Genomic DNA, 22,370 nt, shown 5'->3' with positions numbered 1-22,370 from the left:
ATGACTGACTCCACAGAAGACAAGAAGCCCACCCGCGCCGAACTTCTCGAAGAAGAAGGCGACATCGCCGCGGACTACCTCGAAGAGCTCCTCGACATTGTCGACCTCGACGGTGACATCGACATCGACGTCGTTGAAGGCCGCGCACAGGTTGCCATTGTCCCACCGGAAGACGACTCCGAGGTCGACATCCTCGTGGGCCGTGACGGCGACGTTCTCAACTCGCTGCAGGAACTCACCCGCCTTGCCGTGCAGACGGCCACCGGGCAGCGCTCGTGGCTCATGCTCGACATCAATGGGTTCCGCAACCGCCGCCGCGACCAGCTGAAGGAACTGGCCAACAAGAAGATCGACCAGGTCAAGGAAACCGGCGAATCCGTGGCCCTGAAGCCCATGAACTCCTTTGAACGCAAGGTCATTCACGACCAGGTTGCACGCGCCGGACTGGTTTCGGAATCCGAAGACGAAGGACCCAAGCGCCACGTGGTCATCAGCCTGTCATGATCGAACCACTCCCCCAGGCCGCGGCAGAGGTCTTCGGCGACCGTCTGCCGCTGGCCGAGGCCTACGCTCAGCACCTGGCCACAACGGGCGTTGAATGGGGCCTCATCGGCCCGCGAGAACTCGATCGGCTGTGGACTCGGCACATCCTCAACTGTGCGGTTGTGAAAGAGCTGCTTGAGCCCGGTGACACAGTCGGCGACGTAGGCTCCGGTGCGGGGCTTCCCGGACTTGTCCTGGCCATTGCGTGCCCCGATGTTTCGTTCACTCTCATTGAGGCAATGGAACGTCGGGTTGATTGGCTCACGATGGTCGTGGATGACCTGGGCATCGACAACGTGCGCATTGTTCGTGCCCGGGCCGAAGAACTCGTGGACATCGAAATGTTCACTGCCGTCACCGCCCGTGCAGTGAAGGCACTCCCTCAGCTCATTGAGTGGTGCGCTCCCCTGCTGAGTCCTGAAGGACGTCTTCTTGCCATCAAGGGCGACCGCGCGCAGGAAGAGATCTACAAGTCCAAGAAGGCAGTGAAAGCTCACCGTTGCCAGTCCCCCGTCATCAAGCACGTGGGCGAAGGAATCCTAGAACAGCCCACCCGTGTAGTCGAAGTCATTCGCCGCTGAGTGTTCGATTACTGTTCTATTCTTGCGCCGTGATGTTTCACGTGAAACGCGTAGAATAGGCAGTAATCAAAACCCACCGCGCGAATGGAGGGCGAATGCCTATCTTGGATGAGTCGACTCCCCTGGGTGCGGCAATTGCACGCGATAACCGCCGTGCAGCCCGTCTCTCAGAAACGACCTTCCCCAAACCGGACTCAACAAGAATCTTCACCGTCGCCAATCAAAAAGGCGGCGTGGGAAAGACGACGACAGCGGTCAACCTCGCAGCAGCCCTTGCCAAGCAGGGGCTGCAGGTGCTTGTCATCGATTCGGACCCTCAGGGCAATGCAAGTACCGCTCTCAACATTGAGCACTCGACCGATGTCCCGAGTATCTACGACGTCATCATCGATGACATGGATATGGCGGACACCGTCGCCTACTGTCCCGATTTCGAAACACTTGCCGTAGTTCCTGCAACCATCGACCTTGCGGGTGCTGAAATCGAATTGGTGTCAAAGGTCGCCCGCGAACAGCGACTGTCAGGTGCCCTGCAGGAGTATCTCAAGAAGCGTGAGGATGAAGGTTCTCGCGTTGACTACGTGTTCATTGACTGCCCGCCCAGCCTGGGACTCTTGACTGTCAACGCTTTCGTTGCTGCCAACGAAGTCATCATTCCCATCCAGTGTGAGTACTACGCGCTTGAAGGACTGAGCCAGCTGCTGAACAACATTCGGCTGATTCAGAAGCACCTCAACCCCTCACTGGAACTGACAACAATCCTGCTGACCATGTTCGACGGCCGCACGAACCTCAGCGCTCAAGTAGCTGAAGACGTGCGCAACCACTTCCCCAAGCAGGTCCTTAATACCCCTATCCCCCGCTCTGTGCGCGTATCCGAAGCGCCGAGTTATGGACAGACAGTCATCACCTATGATCCGAATTCTTCTGGAGCGCTGTCGTACCGTGAAGCCGCCGAAGAAATTGCAAACCGAGGAGTAGAGCACAATGAGTGAAGCACCGAAGTCGCGTCGTCGTGGCCTGGGGCGCGGAATCGGCGCGCTCATCCCGGATGTCGTCAGCGACGAACGACCAATTGACGTCTTCTTCACCGGTGAAGGCGAAAAGAAAGAGAATGTTTCACGTGAAACAAAGGTCGATCCGGCTGTAGGAATGAGGCAGTCGCGTACTAAGGCGAAGACTGCGAAGACCACTCCCCGATCAAAGACTGGGGCAAAGTCTGCAACACGTGTCACGAAGTCCCCGTCTACAGGCACAAAGAAGAGCACGGCGGCTGCAAAGAAGAATGTTTCACGTGAAACACAGCAGGATGTTTCACGTGAAACGGATCTGCAGAACGTTCCCGGTGCAGCATTTGGCCTGATTCCAGTCGAACAGATCGCGCCGAACCCCCGTCAGCCTCGCGATGTCTTTGATGAAGACGCCCTGGCAGAACTGGTTACTTCCATTAAAGAAGTAGGCGTTCTTCAGCCCGTAGTTGTGCGGGTGGTGGATGCGAATAAACCGTCGTACCAGTTGATCATGGGTGAACGCCGGTTCCGCGCATCGCAGGAAGCTGGTCTCAAGGAGATTCCGGCAATCATCCGCGATGTTCGCGACGATGATCTGCTTCGCGATGCACTTCTTGAGAACCTTCACCGAGTTGATCTCAACCCGCTTGAAGAAGCCGCTGCTTATCAGCAGCTTCTTGAAGACTTCAAGTGCACGCAGGACGAACTGTCGGAGCGCATTGGACGTTCGCGCCCGCAGATCTCCAACACCCTGCGCCTCCTGAAGCTTCCCGGCTTGGTGCAGCGCCGTGTTGCTGCTGGTGTTCTGTCGCAAGGGCACGCCCGTGCTCTCTTGGGGCTGAACGATGCCGCGCATATGGAAGTTCTGGCACAGCGCATCGTGGCCGAAGGACTATCTGTTCGTGCAACGGAAGAAGCCGTAGTCCTCATGAACAGGGGAGACGACAAGCCCGTTTCACGTGAAACATCGACGCCGAACCCTGAACTCGAATCGATTGCTCGCACGATTGGCGACAAATTGGACACGCGAGTCAAGATTTCGATGGGGAAGCGCAAGGGCCGCATCAGCGTTGAATTCGCCGATGAAAAGGACTTGAAGCGTATTATCGACGCACTTGGAATGTAATTCCCTAGAACAAGGCAAAAGAAAAGGCCGACACCACACGGTGCCGGCCTTTTCTATTGCCTGTAAGCGCTTTTGCGGAGCCTTAGCGCTTTTGCGGGGCCTTAGGAGCGCGACGCCCACGGGACGTTGCTCAAATCGAGTGTTCCCGTGTCGTAGTCGTTCTGTTCTGTGAGGAAAAGCCGCTGTACTGCAGCGACAATAGCTTCGGCAAGGTCTGCCCGGACGTCCGCGTCCTCGAGAAGAGCATGATCGTGCTCGTTGCTGGCGTAGCCGGCCAGCACGTAGATCTTCGGTGTGTTCAAAACGCGCAGAGATTCCCATGACTTCGCGTGCGATCGGCAGTCCAGCAGGGGAGTGCGCGATGCAATTTCACGTGAGACAAGGTTTGCCAGTTCCCTGCCAACAGGGGAGAAAATCGACGGTGTCTTGGTAGATCCGAAGTAGTAGGTGGCAACGCCGTTGGGCAGGGGAGAGGGGCTGTTGTCCTGTGCAATGGAAATCAGCGCTGATGCCCGAAGATCGTCTGCAATCCGCGGGTTGTCATCCGCTGCGTGCACGACGGCGGCACCCATGGCAGTGAGTCGACCGTCAACGCGACGGGCAATGTCGTCGCTGATGCGACGCTCGAACTCAGCCTGTTCGGGGGTGAATTCCTGAGTGGGGAAGTGGCGGTATGACGCAGCTGATTCCAGAACAATGACCTGACCAGCCAGAGACGGGCCGAGGGACTTCACCCGTGCGCGCTCGGTCAGATTGAAAAGGTTGCCGACTGCGTGGTCTCGGTGAACGTCGTTGAGAGCCTTGATGGTCTTCGGTCCGACGACGCCGTCGGGGTTCAGGCCCAGTTGCCGCTGGGCACTGCGCACGGCGGAATCCGTAGCTTCTTCGAACCGAAAGTTGATCCGCGCGGTGAGCAGACCGAGGTTTGCAAGACGTTTCTGCAGGTCAGCAACGTCATCACCTACCTGCGGGCGGCTGGGATCATATTTCAGAATGCGGTCGCCCAGGCGGAAGCGAGCCAACTCGATTTCGTCAAGAGACTCCTTTCCCAGCACTCCGTCGACAACGATTCCGCGATCCTGCTGGAACTGACGCAGGCCCGATTCGAACACATAATCGAATACGGGGTCGTCTGCATCACCCACCTTGTAGCCCAAACGGCTCAGGTGGCCTTTGGTCACCGCGATGATGGGATCGCTGTTCCCGTGCGAAAAAAAGGTGTCCATAAACTCTTCCGATAACGTGCAAGGCGCCCAATGAGTTTACATTGGGCGCCTGAACAGTGATCTGTGAAGATCAGCCGATGAATTCGGCGAGCTCTTCTTCAAGCGCCGGCTTAGGCCGGGCGCCGACGATCTCCTTGACGACTTTGCCGTCCTTGAAGACATACATGGCGGGAATGCCGGTGATGCCGTACTCGGCGGCGGTCTTCATGTTGTCGTCCGTGTTGAGTTTGACGACCTTGAGTTTGTCGGCGTTCTCTTCGCCGATCTGGTCGACAATCGGGCCAACCTGACGGCAGGGGCCGCACCACGGGGCCCAGAAGTCGACGAGGACGGGCTTGTCGTGTTTGAGGACTTCCGCCTCGAAATCGGCGTCGGTGACTTCTTGAGACATGATTACTCCTTATCGGCGCGGTCGGCCAGATACTTTTCAGCGTCGAGGGCTGCCGCACAGCCAGATCCGGCTGCTGTGACGGCCTGACGGTACACCGAGTCTACGACGTCGCCGGCAGCGAAGACACCTTCGATGCTGGTGCGCGACGACCGTCCGTCGACCTTGATGTAGCCGTTGTCGTGCAGGTCGAGCTGATCCTTGAACAGGCTTGTGCGGGGGTCGGAGCCGATTGCGATGAACAGGCCGGTGATGTCGAGTTCGGACTCTGAACCGTTGGCGGTGCTGCGCACGGTGACTCCGGTGAGCTTGTCGTCGCCGTGCACTGCGGAGACTTCGGCGTCGAGCAGGAATTCGATCTTGGGGTCGCTTTCGGCCCGTTTGACCATTGCGTGTGATGCGCTGAAGCCCTGACGGCGGTGGATGAGGGTGACCTTCGAAGCGAAGCGCGACAGGAAGGTGGCTTCTTCCATTGCGGAATCGCCACCGCCAACCACCGCGATGTGCTGGTCCTTGAAGAAGAAGCCATCGCAGGTTGCACACCAGCTGACGCCCTTGCCGGTGAGTGCCTTTTCGTTGGCCAGGCCCAGTTCGCGGTAAGCCGAACCAGTCGCGAGGATGACGGCCTCAGCTGTGAACTCTTCGCCCATTTCGGTGGTCAGGCGGTGTGCGCCGGGGGAGAAGTCGATGGTCTTGACATCGTCGTACATGACTTCCGCTCCAAAGCGCTCAGCCTGCTGACGCATGTTCTCCATGAGGTCTGGGCCGAGGATGCCTTCGGGGAAACCGGGGAAGTTCTCGACGTCAGTGGTGTTCATCAGTTCACCGCCGGCGGTGACTGAGCCGGCGATGATGAGCGGTTCGAATCCGGCGCGGGCGGCATAGACGCCGGCGGTGTATCCGGCTGGTCCGGAGCCCACGATGATGAGCTTCTTATTGGTCACGGGTGTTCTCCTTGGAAGCGCTGCTCCGGCTTAGCTGCCGGCGGTTATCTTCTTTTGGGTCAACGATGGTGTTTGGGGTGTTATTCCTGTGCTGTTGAGTGCCGCCTGCGAGGCCGGTCTCAGTTTTCTTCTGCGTAGGCGGTGATGCGGCTGAAGGCCGCCCTGGAATTGCCTTCGTAGGTGGGCAGTTCGGTGATCCACACGTAGAAGCTGTCGGCTTCGACGGGTTTGTCGAATTCGACTTCGGTCTTCTTGCCGAACTCGCCGGTGCCGATGGTTTTGGCGTCTTCGGGGTCGTCGCCCACCCGGATTTCGTAGGAACCGCCCTTGGCTTTGGAGTCGAGTACGACTTTGGTGAGCTTCTGTTCGCCTTCCAGAGTCAGTTCGAGGCCGAGGCCGTCTTTGAGTCCCCCGAATTCGGGCGTGTTGTAGCGGTCGGAGGTCCATTCGCCCTTCTTTTTGAGGACGTTCTTGGCTGCCGCGTTGTTTTCCGTTCCATCGCCTTGCGGGTCGAGTGGTTTGGCCTTGGTGATCTTCACCTTGACCGGTTCAGCTGCTTCCTGCGTTTCGGCGGGTGCCGGTGTGCTGGTTTCGGGTGCCGGCTGTGGGGTCGCAGTGTCGGTGTCGCCGCCGCCGGCCTGATACATCCAGATGATTGCGATCACCAGCACGATGATGCCGGCGGTGATGAGCGCGAGTGCCGTGTAGACGGGTCCGCGCCCCTTCTTTGAACGCTTGGTTTGGCTGTTCTGGGCTTTCTCAGCTGCCGAGGTGCCGGCTGCGGAACCGCTGGCAGTGCTGCGGACTGCGGCACTGCTGGCCGCAGCACCAGCTGCCGCCGAGGTGCCGCCGGCTGCCGCGGCGCCGGTTCCTGCCGCTGTGCGTTTGGTTTGGTTGGGTGCCGGTGTGGCCGCTGGGGCGCTTTTGACGATGGGTGCCTGCGGTCGCGCTTCAGCCGGCTGCTGGGCCGGCTGGTTGTCTGTCGCCTGGGCGCGTTCTGCTGCCTGTGCTTGTTCGGCGCGCTGGCGGGCGTGTTCGCGCAGGCGGCGTTCGTGATCGTATTCGGCGCGCTGACGCGCGTATTCCTGTTCGCGGGTTTGGAACATTCCACCCAGGAACCATGAACCGTCGCCGTCGTCCGCGGCGGGTTCTTCGGGTTCGTGGACGATGGGCATGGCCTGCGTGGTGGGGTCTGATTCGTCACGGCGCATGATGGGCGCGGTGAGGTTGGGATCGTGCGCGCTGACGGTGCTTGGCGTCGAGTCTTCGGCGGTCCATTCGGGTTTGCCGCTCAGCTGGTCAGGCGACAGCGGGAAGCGGGTGGCTTTCGCCATTTTCATGCGGTCGTCATAGGGGGTGACGCCGCTTCCGCTGACGCCGGCGGCGGCGCCGGAAACTCCGGGGCGCACAAGCCCGATGCGGGCCCAGGCGTTGGCCATCTGGGCGTCGGATGCGCTGGCTTCCGGTGCAACTTCGTCGGGTTCTGGGTGTGTGGGGCCGGCGCTTTCGGCGAACAGTTCGCTTTCTGTGCGGGACAGCTGCGGCAGTTCGGTCAGAAGGCCTGTGTCCCATTCGCCCAGGTAGCGAACGATTTCGCTGGGGGAGCGGGGGCCGGGGTCGGTGCCGCCGACAACCCCGGAGAGGAATACTTCGAGGTCGTCGGAAAGGTCGTTCGTGAAAGCGCCGACGGGTGTGATGCGGCGGTTTTTGCGTCCGGCTGCGGGAAGGCCGGCCCGGCCGTGGTCGTCGGGCCAGTGGCCGGTGATTGCGGCGTAGAAGATGTTGATGATGTCCAGGGCGTCGCGGCGGGCAGCGCGGCTGGACGTGAGCATGTCGAGTTCGAGGTCTTCGACGGCGTCGGCGACTGCGGCATCGATGCCGACTCCGCGGATGATGACTTCGCCTTCGGGGGTGACCGCAACGGATTCGGGGCCGAGCATCAGGTGGTGCAGGCCGCGTTTGTCGGCGTGGGTGAGTGCTGTGGCGACTTCGCCGACGACGGCTGTTGCCTGGTCGACCGTGAGGGGTCCGCCCGCGAGCATTTTCGACAGAGGGGTGCCGCCGGTGCGTTCGCACACGATGTACACGAGGTCGTCCTGCATGCCGACATCTGTGATGGCGGGGATGCGCGGATCAGCCAGCAGGGCGGCGCGGTTGGCGGTGCTGAAGAGGCCGGCCGCGGTGTCTTCATGGGCGGTGTAGACGATGACGGGGGTGTCGAGGACAGCGTCGAGGCCGAGGTTGACCTGGCCTGCTTCCGGGTGGTCGGGAAGCCAGGGTCGGAGCACTTCCGATATGACGTAGCGGTCGGCGATGACTGTGCCGCGGTCTGCGCTTGTCAGCTGTCCCACCTCCCGTGTGTTCTGTGGCTTTTGATTCTAACCGCCATTGTCTGAAAAGAAGATCAGCGGCCGAGTTTGGCCCGGACCGTGGTGATGAGTGAGCGGAGTTCCGGAACGCGCAGGGCCCAGCAGATGCCGAAGTAGATGATCAGCATGATCATGCCGATGCCGGCCGCGGTGATGAACGCGGTTGCCCGGGTTGCCCAGAAGTCGCCCAGTCGGCTCAGCAGGAATGCGCCGATGACACCGGATAGGGCAGCTGCCACGGTGAATTTGAGGTGAGCGAACACGATCCGCTTGCCGCCGAGGTTGCCGATCTTCCTGTGCAGCAGGATGAACGACAGCAGCATTGCGATGGTGTAGCCGGTGCTCATTGACAGGCCGATGCCGGCAACGATCAGGTGGCGTGGCAGGAAGAGGGCGGAAAGGATCACGCCGATGGAGGTCAGCACCACTTGGGGCAGGTTGATCCAGAACGGGGTTTTGGCGTCTTCGTAGGCGTAGAACACCCGCTGCAGCAGGTAGTTGGCGCTGAAGGGGACCAGTCCGATGATCATGGCGATGATGACCAGGCTGAGCGCTCGGGCCTGTTCGAAGCCCGCCCCGCCGACGACCATGGCGGCAGGCCCGGCCAGTGCGATGAAGGCTGCGGTGAAGAACATGTTGACCAGGCCGACGAGGTTCACCCCGGTGCGGAAGCTGTCTTTCACGGCGGCGGTGTCGTCGGCTGCGGCGTATTTTGACAGCGGTGTGAAGAGTGCCGTTGCGAGTGATACCGCGACGAGTGAGTGCGGCAGCATGAAGATCAGGTAGGAGATTGTGTATGCGGCGTTTGAGGCGCTGACTTCGCCGCCTTGGGATGTGCCCAGCGCAGCCGCGCGGGAAATCACGAGGAAGCCCAGCTGGCCCACGACCAGCGCACCGAAGGTCCAGCCGGCAACACGCGCGGCTGTGCCGAGCCCGACGCCTCGGAAATTGAAGCGGGGTGTGTAGCGGAAGCCCATGCGTTTCAGCGGCCAGATCAGAACGAGGGCCTGGGAGACCACGCCGAGTGTTGCGGATCCGGCGAGTACGACGATCATGGGCCCGGTCCAATCGCCCACGGGGTGTTGGCCTTCGGAGCCGGGGCCGAACATCCAAATGAACACGATCAGTCCGGCGATGGCCACAACGTTGTTCAGAACCGGCGCCCACATGTAGGGCCCGAAGGACGAATTGGCGTTGAGCACTTGGCCGAGCATTGTGTACAGGCCGTAGAAGAACAGCTGAGGCAGGCACCAGAAGGCGAAGGCGACGGCCAGTGAGGTCTGTTCTGCCGACCACGTGGATGACGAGTACAGCCAGATGAGCACCGGGGCGGCCGCGGTGGCGATGATGGTGAGTCCGCCCAGCAGCAGGATCGACAGGGTCAGCAGCCTGTCGGTGTAGTCCTTGCCGCCGTCGGGCTGTTCTGCCGCGCGGACGATCTGCGGGACGAGGACGGCGTTGAGCACTCCGCCGGCCAGCAGCATGTAGAGGTTGTTGGGAATTTTGTTGGCAACGTCGAAGGCGTCGGCGGCACCGCCGATTGTGACGCCGATGGCCACGGTCAGCAGCATGGTCTTGGCCAGCCCCAGGATGCGGGAGACGAGCGTGCCGGCTCCCATGATCGCTGAGGATTTGGCGAATGATGCTGCTTTTGATGTGCTCACAAAACTCCTCAGGGGGACTAGTCGTTTTGGCTTTCTGCGCGCGCCATGGCCGCTTCGAGTTGGCTTTGGGGGATCTTGGGTCGGCCGCGGCGGACGGAGAAGTACAGGCCGACGACGAACACGATGGCCAGTCCGGTGCCGACGATGGCGGTGCCGATGTTCTCCCAGTCAGCGCGGACGCGCACGAGCATTTCTTCGTCGGTGGGGATTGTGGTGCCGTCAGCTGCGATGAGGTTGATGCGGCCGGGCACGTCGGCGTTGGCGATGCCTTTGACGGGGACGGTGAAGCGGGCGTGTTCGCCCGGGCCGATGGTCTGGGTGGGTGAGGTTTCGGCCTGCAGCTGTGCTGTTTGGGGGCGCAGGTTGACGGAGAGTTCGGCTTCGCGCGTCGAATTGTTGTGCACCGTGATCGGGATTGTGGTCGATTCCCCGGTGACCAGCAGGACGGTTGAACCCTGCTCGATGCCGATTCGCCCGCCGAAGCCTTCGGCAGCTTTGGTAGCGCTTTCGACGCATTCGTCAAGATCTGCGGGTTGATTCTGCCAGCCGACGGATGCGCAGGTCAGGAGCATGCGCGAATCGGCGGTGCGGGCTTCTGTGGGGTTGGCGAAAAGCGAATCGAAGACGCCGATGTCTGTGTACAGGCCGGGCAGGGGCGCCAGCGTGGGGGCCGGCAGGGTTGTCTTCTGCGCGGTGACGAATGCTCCGCGGTCGGATTCTTCGCTTTTCTCCAGCTGCGGCAGGCTGATGGGGTCAAGCCACGGGAGGTCTTCCGGCATGGCTGCCAGGTCTGCCCAGTCTGCTTCTGCTGTGTGGCGGGGCAGGCTCATGAGGATGGAGCGCTGGTCGAAGGGCCGTTCCGAGGTGATGGCTGCGGTCAGTGCGATGGTGCGGCTGATGTCTTCGGCTGTTCTGGGGGAGTGGGGGCGCTCGCTGGGCTGAGCTTCAGGACCGTCGGCGCCGTCAGCTTCGCCGGGTGTGTCGTCGCCTGTCCGCGTTGCCTGGGTGATGCCGAGGGCTTCGTTGAGGTCGCGGTTGGTGACGAGCACCGGGATGTTGGATCCGACATCGTCAGCGGTGATGCGGGCCCGGGCGTTCGATGTGTACGAAGTTTCTGCTGGCAGCTGGTCTTCGCTCAGCAACAGGGCGTCGTGCCCGGTCGAGTGGAAGGTGTCGAGGTGTTTGCTGTCGGCTCCTGCCGCTGCCGGCCAGGAGTAGCGCAGAATTCTGCCGTTGCCTTCAAGTTCGGGAACCGCTTCTGTGATCTGGCGAGAGGCAGCTTGTGCCGTTTCGGCCAGCTTGTCTTCGCCCACGGCGCGGATGCTGCGCAGGTCGGCGTCAGCGTAGGGCAGCGGGATGATGTCGTGTTTGGTGAGTTCTTCCCGGAATTCGTCCCAAAACGCTTCGAGTTCTTTGTAGCTGCCCGGTTTCGACTCGCTCTCTCCATCTGATTCGGGCGCTTCTGTTTCTTCTGGGGCCTGTTGGGTTTCGAGGGTGCTGCTGATGCTGACCACCAGGCGCGGATCGAGGGCGATCGCGGCATCCGGGGCTTTTTTCATCGCTTCCAAAAGGTCGCGGAGTTCTCCGCCCGCGGCGGCTTTTTCGAGGTCTTGGGGGACGTACTTTCCGTCGAGGCCGAACCGGGTGATGGTCGCGGGGATGATCACCCCGAGCTTGGTGTGGTCGATTTTCGGGTTGGGGTACCACGTCGTGTAGGCCGTTGTCGGTTCCCCGAAGGGCCCGGCTTCTGTTGTGACGGCAACGCGGATGCCGCGCGCACCCCATGTGGACAGCGGCTTTTTGGCTGACAGGCCCAGCTTTGCGGCGGGAATGGTCACGCTGAAGCGGGCCGTGCTGTTGGCTTTGATGGTCCCCGGCAGGGGGGCTGCTGTGATGGCGTCATCGCCGTCTTCTGGTTTGAAGCCCGGGGCGATTGTCGTCAGCGTCCTGTGGGGATTGGCTTTGTCTGCCCACGCGTTGATGGAGTCGGTGGAGTTGAGAATCTGGGTGGACATACCCACCTGCAGCGTGGGCTTCTTCAGTTCCGCATCACCGCTGCGCACGTTCCCGCTGATGGACAGGGTGCCCTTGTCATCCAGCCACGGGGTGATCGAGGTGATCTCGACACCGGGCTTCTGGGCGGGGGCGCTGTCTTTTTCTTCTGCCGAGGCGGAGCTCTGCTCCTGTGCCGGCTGGGCGTGCGCTGGGGTGGGCAGGGGAGTGGTTCCCAGCAGGACTGTCAGTGCCGCGGCAGCTGCTGCGGCGATCGGGCGGATGATCTTCATGACGGGTATCGCAGGAGTCGGCTGGCGGCGAGCGCGATGCGGCGTTCGTTGGCGAATGACAGTCGTTCGCCAAGATCAGCGTAGGGGACCCACTCGGCTGCCACCGCCTCGTGATCGGGGTCGTTTTCGACGGTCAGTTCCCCGCCTACTGCGCGCAGCAGGAAGTGATGGACGACCTTGTGGATGCGGAACCCGGCTGCGGAGAACCAGTAGTCGACGCTGCCTAAGGGCGCGATGACTTTGCCTTCTATGCCGGTTTCTTCTGCGACTTCGCGGCGGGCGGCCTGGGCGGGTGTTTCGCCTGCTTCCAGGTGGCCCTTCGGCAGACACCATTCGAGTCTGCCGGCGCGGTTGATGCGGGCGATGACCGCGACTTCGCGGCCGGGGGAGGAAAAATCGACCACGAGCCCGCCGGCGGAGGTTTCCTCCACAGCCTGCGAGCGAACCGGGAAGGGGCCCGGTTTGGGAAGCGGTCGAATCATGGGATCTACCCTACCGTTCGGGCCTCCGCGGCTTCTGTGAGCGCGCGGGTACCCTTGTACGGGACAAAAAAGGAGGTCTGCGTGGACGCAGCGACAGCGCACATTCGACTGAGCGAGGCACTCGAGAAACTGGACGATGTGCTCGGTCCTCTGGGCCGGACCTTTGCCGATGCCGGTTTTGAACTGGCTTTGGTGGGCGGCTCTGTGCGCGATGCTCTGCTGGGCCGGGACATGCCGGACCTCGACTTCACAACGGACGCCAGGCCGGATGACATTGTGCGGCTGATCCGCGACTGGGCGGACACGTGGTGGGATATCGGCAAGAAGTTCGGGACCATCGGGATGGTCAAGAAGGGCTTCCAGATTGAGATCACCACGTATCGGGCTGAAAGCTATGACTCTGAGTCCCGCAAACCCGTTGTGGCCTTCGGCGACAATCTCGATGACGATCTTGTGCGCCGTGATTTCACGATCGGCGCGATGGCGGTGCGCCTGCCCGGCCGAGTCTTCGTTGACCCGTTCGGCGGTCTGGAAGATCTCACAGCCGGCCGGATTAGCACACCCGGCAAAGCGGAGGACTCCTTCAGCGATGACCCGCTGCGCATGATGCGGGCCGCCCGCTTCACATCCCAGCTGGACTTCGAGGTCGCCGATGACGTCCGCGAGGCCATGACCGACATGGCCGGCCGGATGGACATCGTGTCGGCTGAACGGATTAAGGACGAACTGGTCAAACTCATCTGCGGAAAAGCACCGTGGAAGGGCGTCGACCTGCTGGTGGTAACCGGTCTCGCGGATGTCTTCCTGCCCGAGGTTGCACGCCTGCGGGAAGAAAAGGACGAACACGGCCGCCACAAGGACGTCTACTGGCATTCGCTGACGGTGCTGCGCCAGGCCGTTGAACTTGAAGAGCGCTACGCCCGCAAGCAGGCCGAAGCGGATGCCGCGGCAGCAGAAGACAACGATGCCGATGAACCGCTGCCGGCCGATTCGCAGCTGCGAATCTCAGTGCCTGACTTCACGGTCCGCTTTGCCGCGCTCATGCACGACATCGGCAAGCCCGACACCCGCCGCTTTGAACCCAACGGTGCGGTCACCTTCTACCACCACGATGTTGTCGGCGCGAAGCTCGTACGCAGGCGGATGCGTGCGCTCGCCTTCGACAACGCCACGACCAAGCGGGTGGCTCGCCTGGTGGAGCTGCACCTGCGCTTCTACGGATACGGCGATGCCGGTTGGACCGATTCGGCTGTGCGCCGCTACGTCACGGATGCCGGCGATCAGCTGACCCGCCTGCACATCTTGACCCGCAGTGATGTCACCACCCGCAACAAACGCAAGGCAGACCGTCTGGCGCGGGCCTATGACGACCTCGAGCGGCGCATCGAGAACCTGCAGAAGCAGGAAAAGCTCGACGCCATCAGGCCTGACCTCGACGGACAGCAGATCATGGAGATCCTCGGCATCACACCCGGGCCGGTTGTGGGCCGGGCATACAAGCACATGCTGGAGCTGCGGATGGAGAACGGGCCGTCTGATTTCGAAACGGCCAAGGCCGCTCTGCTGACCTGGTGGGCAGAACAACCCGAGGCGGGCTAGTCTTAGATCTGGCAAAGAGGCCCAGATCACAGAAGGAGAATCGCACATGAGCGATGTCACCACCACCTTCCGCGAAGCCCGCGACACGCTTCTGCGGTACCGGACCGACCTCGAAGCAGCACGCCGTGAATTCACCTGGCCGCGCTTTGAAGAGTTCAACTTCGCACTGGACTGGTTCGATCAGGTAGCCGAAGGCAACGACAACCCGGCACTGTGGATCGTCGAAGAAGACGGTCAGGAGAACATCTACTCCTATGACACTCTGCGCCGCCGCTCCAACCAGGTGGCCAACTTCCTCCGCGAAGCCGGTGTTCAGCGCGGCGACCACGTGATGGTCATGCTCAACAACCAGGTTGAACTGTGGGAAACCATGCTCGCCGGCATCAAACTCGGTGCTGTGCTGATGCCCACCACCGTCCAGCTGGGCCCCATCGACCTGCAGGACCGCGCCGATCGCGGCAAAGCACAGTACGTCGTCGTCGAAGCACCCTCGGCATCGAAGTTCGACGATGTTTCAGTCGACCTCAAGCGGATCGTCGTCGGCGGTGAACCCCAGCGCGAACAGGACCTCGCCTACACAGACTCAGCCGGCGCCTCGGAAGACTTCCAAGCAGACGGCGTGACAAAAGCCGACGACCTCCTGCTGCTGTACTTCACCTCGGGCACCACGTCGAAGGCGAAGATGGTCGCCCACACCCACACGTCCTACCCCGTGGGACACCTGTCGACCATGTACTGGATCGGCATGGAGCCCGGTGACATCCACCTCAACATTTCGTCCCCCGGCTGGGCTAAGCACGCGTGGTCGAACCTGTTCACCCCGCTGATCGCAGAATCCTGCATCTTCATCTACAACTACGCTCGCTTCGACGCGGCGGCGCTCATGAAGACCATGGAACGGGTGGGTGTGACCAGCTTCTGCGCTCCGCCGACCGTGTGGCGCATGCTCATCCACGCCGACCTCGGCCTGCTGCCCACCCCGCCGCAGAAGACCATGTCCGCCGGCGAACCGCTCAACCCGGAAGTCATTTCGCGCGTGCGCGCCGAATGGGGCACCGACATCCGCGACGGCTTCGGCCAGACCGAAACCACGCTCATGGTGGGCAATTCGCCCGGCCAGGAAATGGTTCCTGGCTCCATGGGCCGCCCGCTTCCCGGCTACGACATCGTGCTGCGCGACCCCGCCACCGGTGAACTCGGCGATGAAGGCGAAGTCTGCGCAATCCTCGACCCGCGCCCGGTCGGCATCACGCAGGGCTACTGGGGGGATGAAGTCAAAACCGCCGAAGCCTTCTACGACGGTGTCTTCCACACCGGCGACGTCGCAGCGAAAGACGAAAACGGCTACATCACGTTCGTCGGCCGCGCCGACGACGTCTTCAAGGCAAGCGACTACCGGCTCTCGCCGTTCGAACTCGAATCCGCACTCATCGAACACGAAGCGGTCGCCGAAGCCGCCGTCGTCCCGTCCCCGGACCCCGTCCGCCTGGCAGTGCCCAAGGCGTACGTCGTTCTGGCGCCGGGCTGGGAGCCCACCGCGGCCACGGCAGAGTCGATTCTGAAGTTCTGCCGCGAAACGCTCGCACCGTACAAGCGCATCCGCCGCATCGAATTCACGGAACTGCCCAAGACCATCTCCGGCAAGATCCGCCGAGTGGAGCTGCGCACCCGCGAACTCGAACTCCACCCCGAATTCGGCGAAGCCACCGTCACCGCCCAGGAATGGGCAGACACCGACTTCCCCGGACTCAAGGGCTGACTGGGCTTAAGCGAAGGGCCGGTGCACCGAGCACCGGCCCTTCGCCGTACCCAGCCCAGCGGCAGCTGGGGGAGGGCAGCGGGAAGGTGGGCGGCGCCTCGTGATTGAGATGCGTCACAGGAATCAAACAGGCCGAATGAAATTCGGCACATTTGTAGGACTACTCCCAGTCAACTGTGGTTGACTGAAATGATCTGTCTGTTCGTATTGGGGGAAAACTGTGTCCACTGCTAAGCGAAAGGCAGCGGCAAAGAGTTCCAGTGCCAGCCGCTTCCTCAACTATCCGAGAAAAAACAAGAAGGGCTGGACGCGTTGGCTGCCGTCTGCTCGCCTGTGGGGCTTCGGCCTGCTCGGTGCGTTCCTGCTGGCAATTGCCGGGTTCACCATCGGCTACGCCCTCACACCCATCCCCGAACCCAACGCCGAAGCCGCCGGCCAGACTTCCCACGTCTACTACAAGGGCGGCAAAGACGTTATCGGCACTTTCAAAGACCAAAACCGTGAGATCCTCAAGCCCGAAGAGATCTCGCCGAACATGGCATACGCCGCACAGGCCGCAGAAGACAAAACCTTCTACGAAAACCGCGGTATTTCGATCAAGGGCATCTTCCGCGCGGCAGTCGGCATCATCACGAACGACTACGCCGGCGGTGGTTCCACCATCACCCAGCAGTACGTCAAGAACTACTACCTGACGAACGAATTCTCCCTGCAGCGCAAAGTCAAGGAGATGTTCATCGCCATCAAACTGGACCAGGAACTGTCCAAGGACCAGATCATGGCGAACTACCTCAACACCATCTACCTGGGCCGTCGCAGCTACGGCGTGCAGGTGGCATCACAGTCCTACTTCCACAAGGACGCTAAAGACCTCACGGTCGAAGAAGCCGCAGCATTCGCAGCGATGATTCAGACGCCGGGCGCACAAGACCCGGCCGAAGACCCTTCGCGCCTGCAGGAGCGCTTCGACTACGTCATCGACAACATGGTCGACCTGGGCTACCTGACGCAGGAACAAGCCGACAAGGTCGAACTCCCCGAATTCCAAAAGCCCAAGTCTGACAACGAACGCAAGGGCCAGACCGGCTACCTCATGGACGCCGTGCGCCATGAACTGAAGACCGCCGGTGGGCTGACCGACGAACAGATTGACCGCGGCGGCCTGAAGATTGAGACCGGCATCGACAAGAAGATGATGAAGTCCGCGGTCAAGTCCGTGGAAAACCTGCCGGAACTCAAAGCCGGTATGCACGTCGGACTGTCCTCGGTTGACCCCAAGACCGGCGAAGTCCGCGCGATCTACGGCGGTAAGGACTACTTCAAGCGGATGCACAACGCATCCACGCAGGACACCGCACAGGCAGGTTCGACCTTCAAGCCGTTCACCCTGGTGGCCGGTCTGGAAAACGGCTTTACGCTGAGCGACTCGTTCACCGGTTCGGCGCAGACGTTCCAGCTGCCAGGCGGCGGCACGTGGACGCCGAAAAACTACGGCGGTGCCAGCTACGGCCAGGTCACGCTGCTGAAGGCAACCCAGAGTTCGGTTAACACCGCCTACGCGCAGCTCAACATCGATGTGGGCCCTGACAAGACAAAGGACGTCGCAGTGCGTGCCGGCCTGCCGGAGAACACGCAGGGTCTGGACTCCAACGCCTCGAACGTGCTCGGCACGGCAAGCCCCACCACCCTGCAGATGGCAGGGGCGTTTGCGACCTTCGCCGCCGAGGGTGTTCAGCGCACACCGCACTTTGTTGTCGAAGTGGTTAACCCCGATGGCGAATCGCTGTACAAGCCCGACACGAAGGGCGAAAGGAAGTTCGACAAGAACGTCATGGCCGAAACCACCTACGCGCTCAGCCGCGTGGTGCAGGGCGGTTCGGGCAGCTACGCGTCGAACCTCGGCCGTCCGGTTGCCGGTAAGACCGGTACGTCGGACGAGTCGAAGTCGGCGTGGTTCGTCGGCTACACCCCGCAGCTGGCAACAGCGGTGTCGATCTTCCGCTACGACGACCAGGGCAAACCCATCGAGATCGGCGCCTACGGCGGCCGTGGATCCATCACGGGTGGTTCGTACCCCACGATCGCGTGGACGAGTTACATGCAGGGTGCCATGAAGGGCATGGACGTCGAGAAGTTCCCTGAGCGCGGCAAGCTCCCGGACGTTGAAAAGCCGAAGAACAAGTCCGGCGGTTCGCGCAACGCACCGGTGCAGCGCAACTACGACCGTCCGAGCACCAAGAAGAAGGAACAGAAGAAGGAAGAAAAGCCGAAGGAAACGAAGGCTCCGGAAGTCGAGGATTCGAACGAAGACTCCAAGCCGGACGAGGGCGACAAGAAGGAGCCGCCGAAGGAAAACGACAAGCCTAAGGAACCGGAAAAGCCGAAGCCCGAAAAGCCTAAGGAACCGGAAAAGCCGAAGCCTGAAAAGCCTAAGGAACCGAAGCCGGACAAGCCGAAGAAGCTTGATTCGGATTCATAGGGCGGCAACTGATTCATGCGGTCACCGGCTGATATCGCAGCACCCCTGCTGGGCGGTCGAGGAAGGTTCCTCGGTGCACCCGGCAGGGGTTACCTGCGTTTTCAGGCGATGGCATCGCTTGTTCTGCTGGGATGTGTGGGGCTTGCGGGCATTCTGCGGCAGGTGCCGTGCATTGCGGCAGGCTGGGAAATGCCGCACGCGTCGTACCGAATGTGCGCTTCGCCCATTGCCAATGGACTGCTGGGTGCCGGCTGGCCGGAAGCGCCCGGCCGTACGGGCTCTGCACTGATCAGCCCCGCCGCCGATTGGTTTGCTGCCGGTGCTGGCGCTGTTCTTTCGCCGGGTGAATGCATGGCGATTCTGCTGGTGCTGAACTTCGCCGCGTTCCTGCTGGCGGGCATGGCCCTGTTGCGGCTGCTGGGGGACCGTTCGTGGTTTGCGGTGTTCGCGCTGTCGCCGGTGGTGTTCTTCTCGATCGGGCAGTCGCTCGATCCGGTGGGTCTTGCACTGGCCCTGTGGGCGTTGGTGCTGGCCGGGGAGGGCCCGGCTGCCGAGGTGCCGGCTGCCGAGGTGCCGTCTGCCGAGGCGCCGGGCGGGTCTGCAGGCAGGCCCCTGTCGGCGCTGGTGCTGGTTGCGGTCATGTTTGCGGTGGCCGCGCTTATCAGCCCGCTGGCTGTTGTTGTTCTGCTTGGGTGGGGCATTGCTGCGGTGCGGCGCGGATCCACGCAGTCAGTTCTGACAGTGGTGGGCCTATTCATGGTGATCCTGGGCGCGCTTGTTGTAGTCGACGGCAGGATTGCCGGACGAGTCCACATGTGGCTGACCGACGGCATTGATCGCGGCTCGCTGTTCTCTCTTGCCGCCTACCGGACTGAAGGTTCGGGGCTCAACGTGGCGGCACTCATTGTGTTCTTTGCGGCCATCGCAGCTGTCGCGGTTCTGCTTTACCTGCGTGCTGGCGCAGCCGCCAGCCCCCTGCCGATAACAGCGGTGCTGTTGGTGGCCGCGTTGTTGACGGCACCTCGGGCGGGTGTTGGTGAAGCCCTGTGGTTGGTGCCGTTCGCGGCGGCAGCCGTGCACAGCCTCGTGCTGCACTTCCTCTGGATGCTGTCCGAGGCCACGCTGTTCATCGCGGTCAACCTGGCAGACGCCGATGCGTTTGACCCCGGCAAGGGGCTCGCGCCCGGATGGCTTTTCGTGTTCACGACTCTGCGTTGGATGGCTCTTGCCGGCCTGCTGGTGTGGGTGTTTGCCGCCGGAGCCCTGAAAAACGCCGATGGCGAGCCTGCCGGCACCACGCCGAGTGGCGCCAAAGCGCACTGAACGACTAAGATGGGATGGCTTGTGTCATGGCCTCGGTGTAGAACTGAGCTATGACGGAAGCACTGCACATACCCTCCTGCCATGGAAAGACCATGGCCGCTTCAGACCAAAGGAGGTGGGTTACACGTGCGTAAGTACGAGCTCATGCTCATTCTGGAACCGGAACTCGAAGAGCGTTCCGTGGACTCCACTGTTGAAAACCTGCTCAAGGTCGTTGCCGCTGACGGCGGAACGGTCGACAACGTGGACGTGTGGGGCCGCCGTCGCTTCGCCTACGAAATCAACAAGAAGACCGAAGGCTACTACGTAGTCGTCGACTTCACCGCGAAGCCGGAAACTTCACACGAACTCGACCGCCAGCTCGGCCTCAACGAGGCTGTTCTGCGCACCAAGATCCTTCGTCCCGAAGCTCAGTAATCACTTTCGAAAACAGTCAGCGCTCAGCTAAGGAGTCAGAATGGCCGGAGATCCAGTAATCACACTCGTCGGCAACCTCACCTCGGACCCTGAACTTCGGTTCACGCCCAACGGTGCTGCGGTTGCCAACTTCACGGTCGCTTCGACTCCCCGCATGTTCGATCGCAAGTCGGGCGAATTCCGCGACGGCGAAACCCTCTTCATGCGCTGCTCCCTGTGGCGCGATGCCGCTGAAAACGTGGCTGAATCACTCAGCCGCGGCACCCGCGTCATCGTGCAGGGGCGCCTGAAGTCGCGTTCCTTCGACACGAAGGAAGGCGAACGTCGCACCGTCATGGAACTCGACGTTGACGAAATCGGCCCCAGCCTGCGCTTTGCAAAAGCACAGGTTTCGAAGGTCGAACGCTCTGGTGGATTCCAGGGCGGCGGTCAGGGTTACGGCGGCGGTCAGCAGGGCGGCTACGGCGGCCAGCAGACCGGCGGCGGTTGGGGCCAGCAGGGCGGACAGCCCGGCGGCAACCAGGGTGGTCAGGGCGGCTTCGGCGGCCAGCAGAACGACCCGTGGGCTGCATCGGACCCCAACCAGAATCAGGGCGGTGGCGGCTGGGGAAGCCCCACTGAAAGCGAACCCCCGTTCTGATCCGCTGAGCACGGACTCACCTGACCCGCGAGTGAGGATTCGGGTGAAGGCCGTCAACGCTTAGCTGTTCACGCTTTTGCGCCGACTGTTTCGACGCTTATTTTCAACAGGAGTAAAAATGGCAAAGCCGGAAATCCGGAAGCCGGTGAAGAAGAAGGCTAACCCGCTCGGTGCGGGTGAAACCTCCTACATCGACTACAAAGACACTGCAACTCTGCGTAAGTTCATCTCTGACCGCGGCAAGATCCGTGCTCGCCGCGTGACGGGTGTGACTGTGCAGGAACAGCGCAAGATCGCCAAGGCTGTTAAGAACGCCCGCGAAATGGCGCTGCTGCCCTACACGAGCTCAGCTCGCTGATCGGAGGGGTACTGAAATGGCAAACATCAAACTCATCCTGAATCAGGAAGTTGACCGCCTCGGCGCCGCTGGTGACGTTGTCACCGTTCGCGCTGGCTACGCTCGCAACCTTCTGCTGCCCCGCGGCTGGGCTCAGCTGTGGACCGCAGGTGCTGAAAAGCAGGTTGAAGCTCTGCGCAAGGCACGTCAGGCTCGTCAGATCGCTGACCGCGAAGAGGCAATCGGTCTCAAGGAAAAGCTTGAAGCGACCACCGCTCGCATCGAAATGAAGGCCGGCAAGGGCGGCCGTCTGTTCGGTGCTGTCACGACCACCGCTGTCGCTGACGCACTGAAGGAAGCCGTCGGTCACGAATTCGACCGCCGCCAGATCGCCCTTCCGAAGCACATCAAGGAGGCCGGTTCCTACACCGCGACCGTCCGCGTGCACGACGAAATCACCGCGAACGCCAAGTTCGACGTGATCGGCAAGGCCTGATTTTCAGGTTTTTTGGCCTGTGGGCCTGAGGCGTTTGGCCTTAACGGCTTGCCCTAGCCCGCTGGCTTAAAGCACAAGCCGGGATTGACACCGTTGGGTGTTGGTCCCGGCTTCTGCGTTGCGTGGGCAGGTTGGGGCGCTGGGTGGTGTTGGTTGGCTGGATTTGCGTTGCGTGGGTGCGCCCGGCTGGTTGGGGTGGCGCTGCTGGGCTGGATTTGCGGTGTATTGCAGATTTGCGCGTTAAAGCGCTGCATTAGCGCGTGACTTTGCATTACCGCGTGAGTTTGGGCGTCTGGAGGGGCCGCGGCCATCATCTTCCCGCGTGCATCGTCGGCCATACGCCTACCAGTCGGGCACCGTCGCAGCCTGGATTTGCGGTTTAATGCAGATTTACGCGTTAAAGCGCTGCATTAGCGCGTGAGTTTGCATTACCGCGTGAGTCTGGGCGCCAGAAGGGCCGCGGCCACCCCAGCACAGCCCGCCACTGCGTGAGTTTGGGTGTCCGGAGGGGCCGCGGCCACTACCTTCACGTCTGCACTGTCGGCGATACGCCTACCAGTCGGGCACCGTCGCAGCTTGGATTTGCGGTTTATTGCAGTTTTGCGCGTTATTGCGGTGCTTTAGCGCGTGAGTTTGCATTACCGCGTGAGTTTGGGCGCCAGAAGGGCCGCGGCCACTACCTTCACGCCTTGACTGTCGGCC

At 61.7% G+C, this 22,370-nt stretch carries 19 protein-coding genes; 12 read left to right on the top strand and 7 right to left on the bottom strand.

Features of this window, described 5'->3' with window-relative positions; all coding sequences use genetic code 11:
* From HMPREF3172_RS10405 to HMPREF3172_RS05870, 4 genes are all read left to right on the top strand, one after another.
* Positions 1-504, top strand: coding sequence for a Jag family protein (locus HMPREF3172_RS10405; protein ID WP_070516183.1), 504 nt, complete (start codon positions 1-3; stop codon positions 502-504).
* On the top strand, positions 501-1,124 hold the full coding sequence (rsmG, locus tag HMPREF3172_RS05880; RefSeq protein WP_070516181.1) for a 16S rRNA (guanine(527)-N(7))-methyltransferase RsmG: 624 nt from the start codon (positions 501-503) through the stop codon (positions 1,122-1,124). The genes HMPREF3172_RS10405 and rsmG overlap by 4 nt, the downstream gene beginning before the upstream one ends.
* Positions 1,125-1,219: 95 nt before the next feature.
* Entirely contained in the window at positions 1,220-2,119 is a 900-nt protein-coding gene (locus HMPREF3172_RS05875) for a ParA family protein (protein WP_070424861.1), read from the top strand.
* Positions 2,112-3,260, top strand: a complete 1,149-nt coding sequence (locus HMPREF3172_RS05870; RefSeq protein ID WP_070516179.1) for a ParB/RepB/Spo0J family partition protein — start codon at positions 2,112-2,114, stop codon at positions 3,258-3,260. The genes HMPREF3172_RS05875 and HMPREF3172_RS05870 overlap by 8 nt, the downstream gene beginning before the upstream one ends.
* Before the next feature lie 101 nt (positions 3,261-3,361).
* Here the strand turns inward: HMPREF3172_RS05870 and HMPREF3172_RS05865 are convergent, their stop codons facing one another.
* From HMPREF3172_RS05865 to HMPREF3172_RS05835, 7 genes are all read right to left on the bottom strand, one after another.
* On the bottom strand, positions 3,362-4,486 hold the full coding sequence (locus HMPREF3172_RS05865; RefSeq protein WP_070516177.1) for an N-acetylmuramoyl-L-alanine amidase: 1,125 nt from the start codon (positions 4,484-4,486) through the stop codon (positions 3,362-3,364).
* Between the two features lie 70 nt (positions 4,487-4,556).
* On the bottom strand, positions 4,557-4,877 hold the full coding sequence (gene trxA / locus HMPREF3172_RS05860; RefSeq protein WP_019174225.1) for a thioredoxin: 321 nt from the start codon (positions 4,875-4,877) through the stop codon (positions 4,557-4,559).
* A 2-nt stretch (positions 4,878-4,879) separates the two neighbouring features.
* The gene (gene trxB, locus HMPREF3172_RS05855) at positions 4,880-5,818 is read right to left on the bottom strand and encodes a thioredoxin-disulfide reductase (RefSeq protein ID WP_061944507.1); all 939 of its coding nucleotides are present in this window, start codon (positions 5,816-5,818) and stop codon (positions 4,880-4,882) included.
* 119 nt (positions 5,819-5,937) lie between these two features.
* Positions 5,938-8,169, bottom strand: coding sequence for a hypothetical protein (locus HMPREF3172_RS05850; RefSeq protein ID WP_070516176.1), 2,232 nt, complete (start codon positions 8,167-8,169; stop codon positions 5,938-5,940).
* A gap of 53 nt (positions 8,170-8,222) precedes the next feature.
* The gene (gene murJ / locus HMPREF3172_RS05845) at positions 8,223-9,851 is read right to left on the bottom strand and encodes a murein biosynthesis integral membrane protein MurJ (protein ID WP_083281441.1); all 1,629 of its coding nucleotides are present in this window, start codon (positions 9,849-9,851) and stop codon (positions 8,223-8,225) included.
* A 17-nt stretch (positions 9,852-9,868) separates the two neighbouring features.
* Complete coding sequence (locus HMPREF3172_RS05840) at positions 9,869-12,136, bottom strand: DUF6049 family protein (RefSeq protein WP_070516174.1); 2,268 nt, start codon at positions 12,134-12,136, stop codon at positions 9,869-9,871.
* Positions 12,133-12,618 carry an NUDIX hydrolase gene (locus HMPREF3172_RS05835; RefSeq protein ID WP_019174230.1) on the bottom strand — a complete coding sequence of 162 codons (486 nt, stop codon included), beginning with the start codon at positions 12,616-12,618 and terminating at the stop codon, positions 12,133-12,135. Before HMPREF3172_RS05835 ends, HMPREF3172_RS05840 begins: the two co-directional genes overlap by 4 nt.
* Positions 12,619-12,699: 81 nt before the next feature.
* Here HMPREF3172_RS05835 and HMPREF3172_RS05830 point away from each other — a divergent pair, with 81 nt between their 5' ends.
* The 8 genes from HMPREF3172_RS05830 (at position 12,700) to rplI (ending at position 21,668) form a co-directional block, all read left to right on the top strand.
* Entirely contained in the window at positions 12,700-14,217 is a 1,518-nt protein-coding gene (locus HMPREF3172_RS05830) for a CCA tRNA nucleotidyltransferase (RefSeq protein WP_070516172.1), read from the top strand.
* A gap of 46 nt (positions 14,218-14,263) precedes the next feature.
* On the top strand, positions 14,264-15,976 hold the full coding sequence (locus HMPREF3172_RS05825; protein ID WP_070516171.1) for an AMP-binding protein: 1,713 nt from the start codon (positions 14,264-14,266) through the stop codon (positions 15,974-15,976).
* A gap of 220 nt (positions 15,977-16,196) precedes the next feature.
* Positions 16,197-18,455: a transglycosylase domain-containing protein gene (locus tag HMPREF3172_RS05820; RefSeq protein WP_070516169.1), complete on the top strand. Its 2,259-nt coding sequence runs from the start codon at positions 16,197-16,199 to the stop codon at positions 18,453-18,455.
* A gap of 15 nt (positions 18,456-18,470) precedes the next feature.
* The gene (locus tag HMPREF3172_RS05815) at positions 18,471-19,778 is read left to right on the top strand and encodes a hypothetical protein (protein ID WP_070516167.1); all 1,308 of its coding nucleotides are present in this window, start codon (positions 18,471-18,473) and stop codon (positions 19,776-19,778) included.
* A 126-nt stretch (positions 19,779-19,904) separates the two neighbouring features.
* Entirely contained in the window at positions 19,905-20,195 is a 291-nt protein-coding gene (gene rpsF, locus HMPREF3172_RS05810) for a 30S ribosomal protein S6 (protein WP_019174235.1), read from the top strand.
* 40 nt (positions 20,196-20,235) lie between these two features.
* Positions 20,236-20,835: a single-stranded DNA-binding protein gene (locus tag HMPREF3172_RS05805; RefSeq protein ID WP_061944524.1), complete on the top strand. Its 600-nt coding sequence runs from the start codon at positions 20,236-20,238 to the stop codon at positions 20,833-20,835.
* 118 nt (positions 20,836-20,953) lie between these two features.
* Positions 20,954-21,193: a 30S ribosomal protein S18 gene (gene rpsR, locus HMPREF3172_RS05800; protein WP_019174237.1), complete on the top strand. Its 240-nt coding sequence runs from the start codon at positions 20,954-20,956 to the stop codon at positions 21,191-21,193.
* Positions 21,194-21,209: 16 nt separating this feature from the next.
* Positions 21,210-21,668, top strand: a complete 459-nt coding sequence (rplI, locus tag HMPREF3172_RS05795; RefSeq protein ID WP_070516165.1) for a 50S ribosomal protein L9 — start codon at positions 21,210-21,212, stop codon at positions 21,666-21,668.
* Positions 21,669-22,370 lie beyond the last annotated feature (702 nt).

Origin of the sequence: Brevibacterium sp. HMSC08F02, from assembly GCF_001807555.1 — a bacterium.
GTDB classification, from domain to species: Bacteria; Actinomycetota; Actinomycetes; order Actinomycetales; family Brevibacteriaceae; genus Brevibacterium; species Brevibacterium ravenspurgense.
This window is presented reverse-complemented; position numbering and strand designations above follow the sequence as displayed.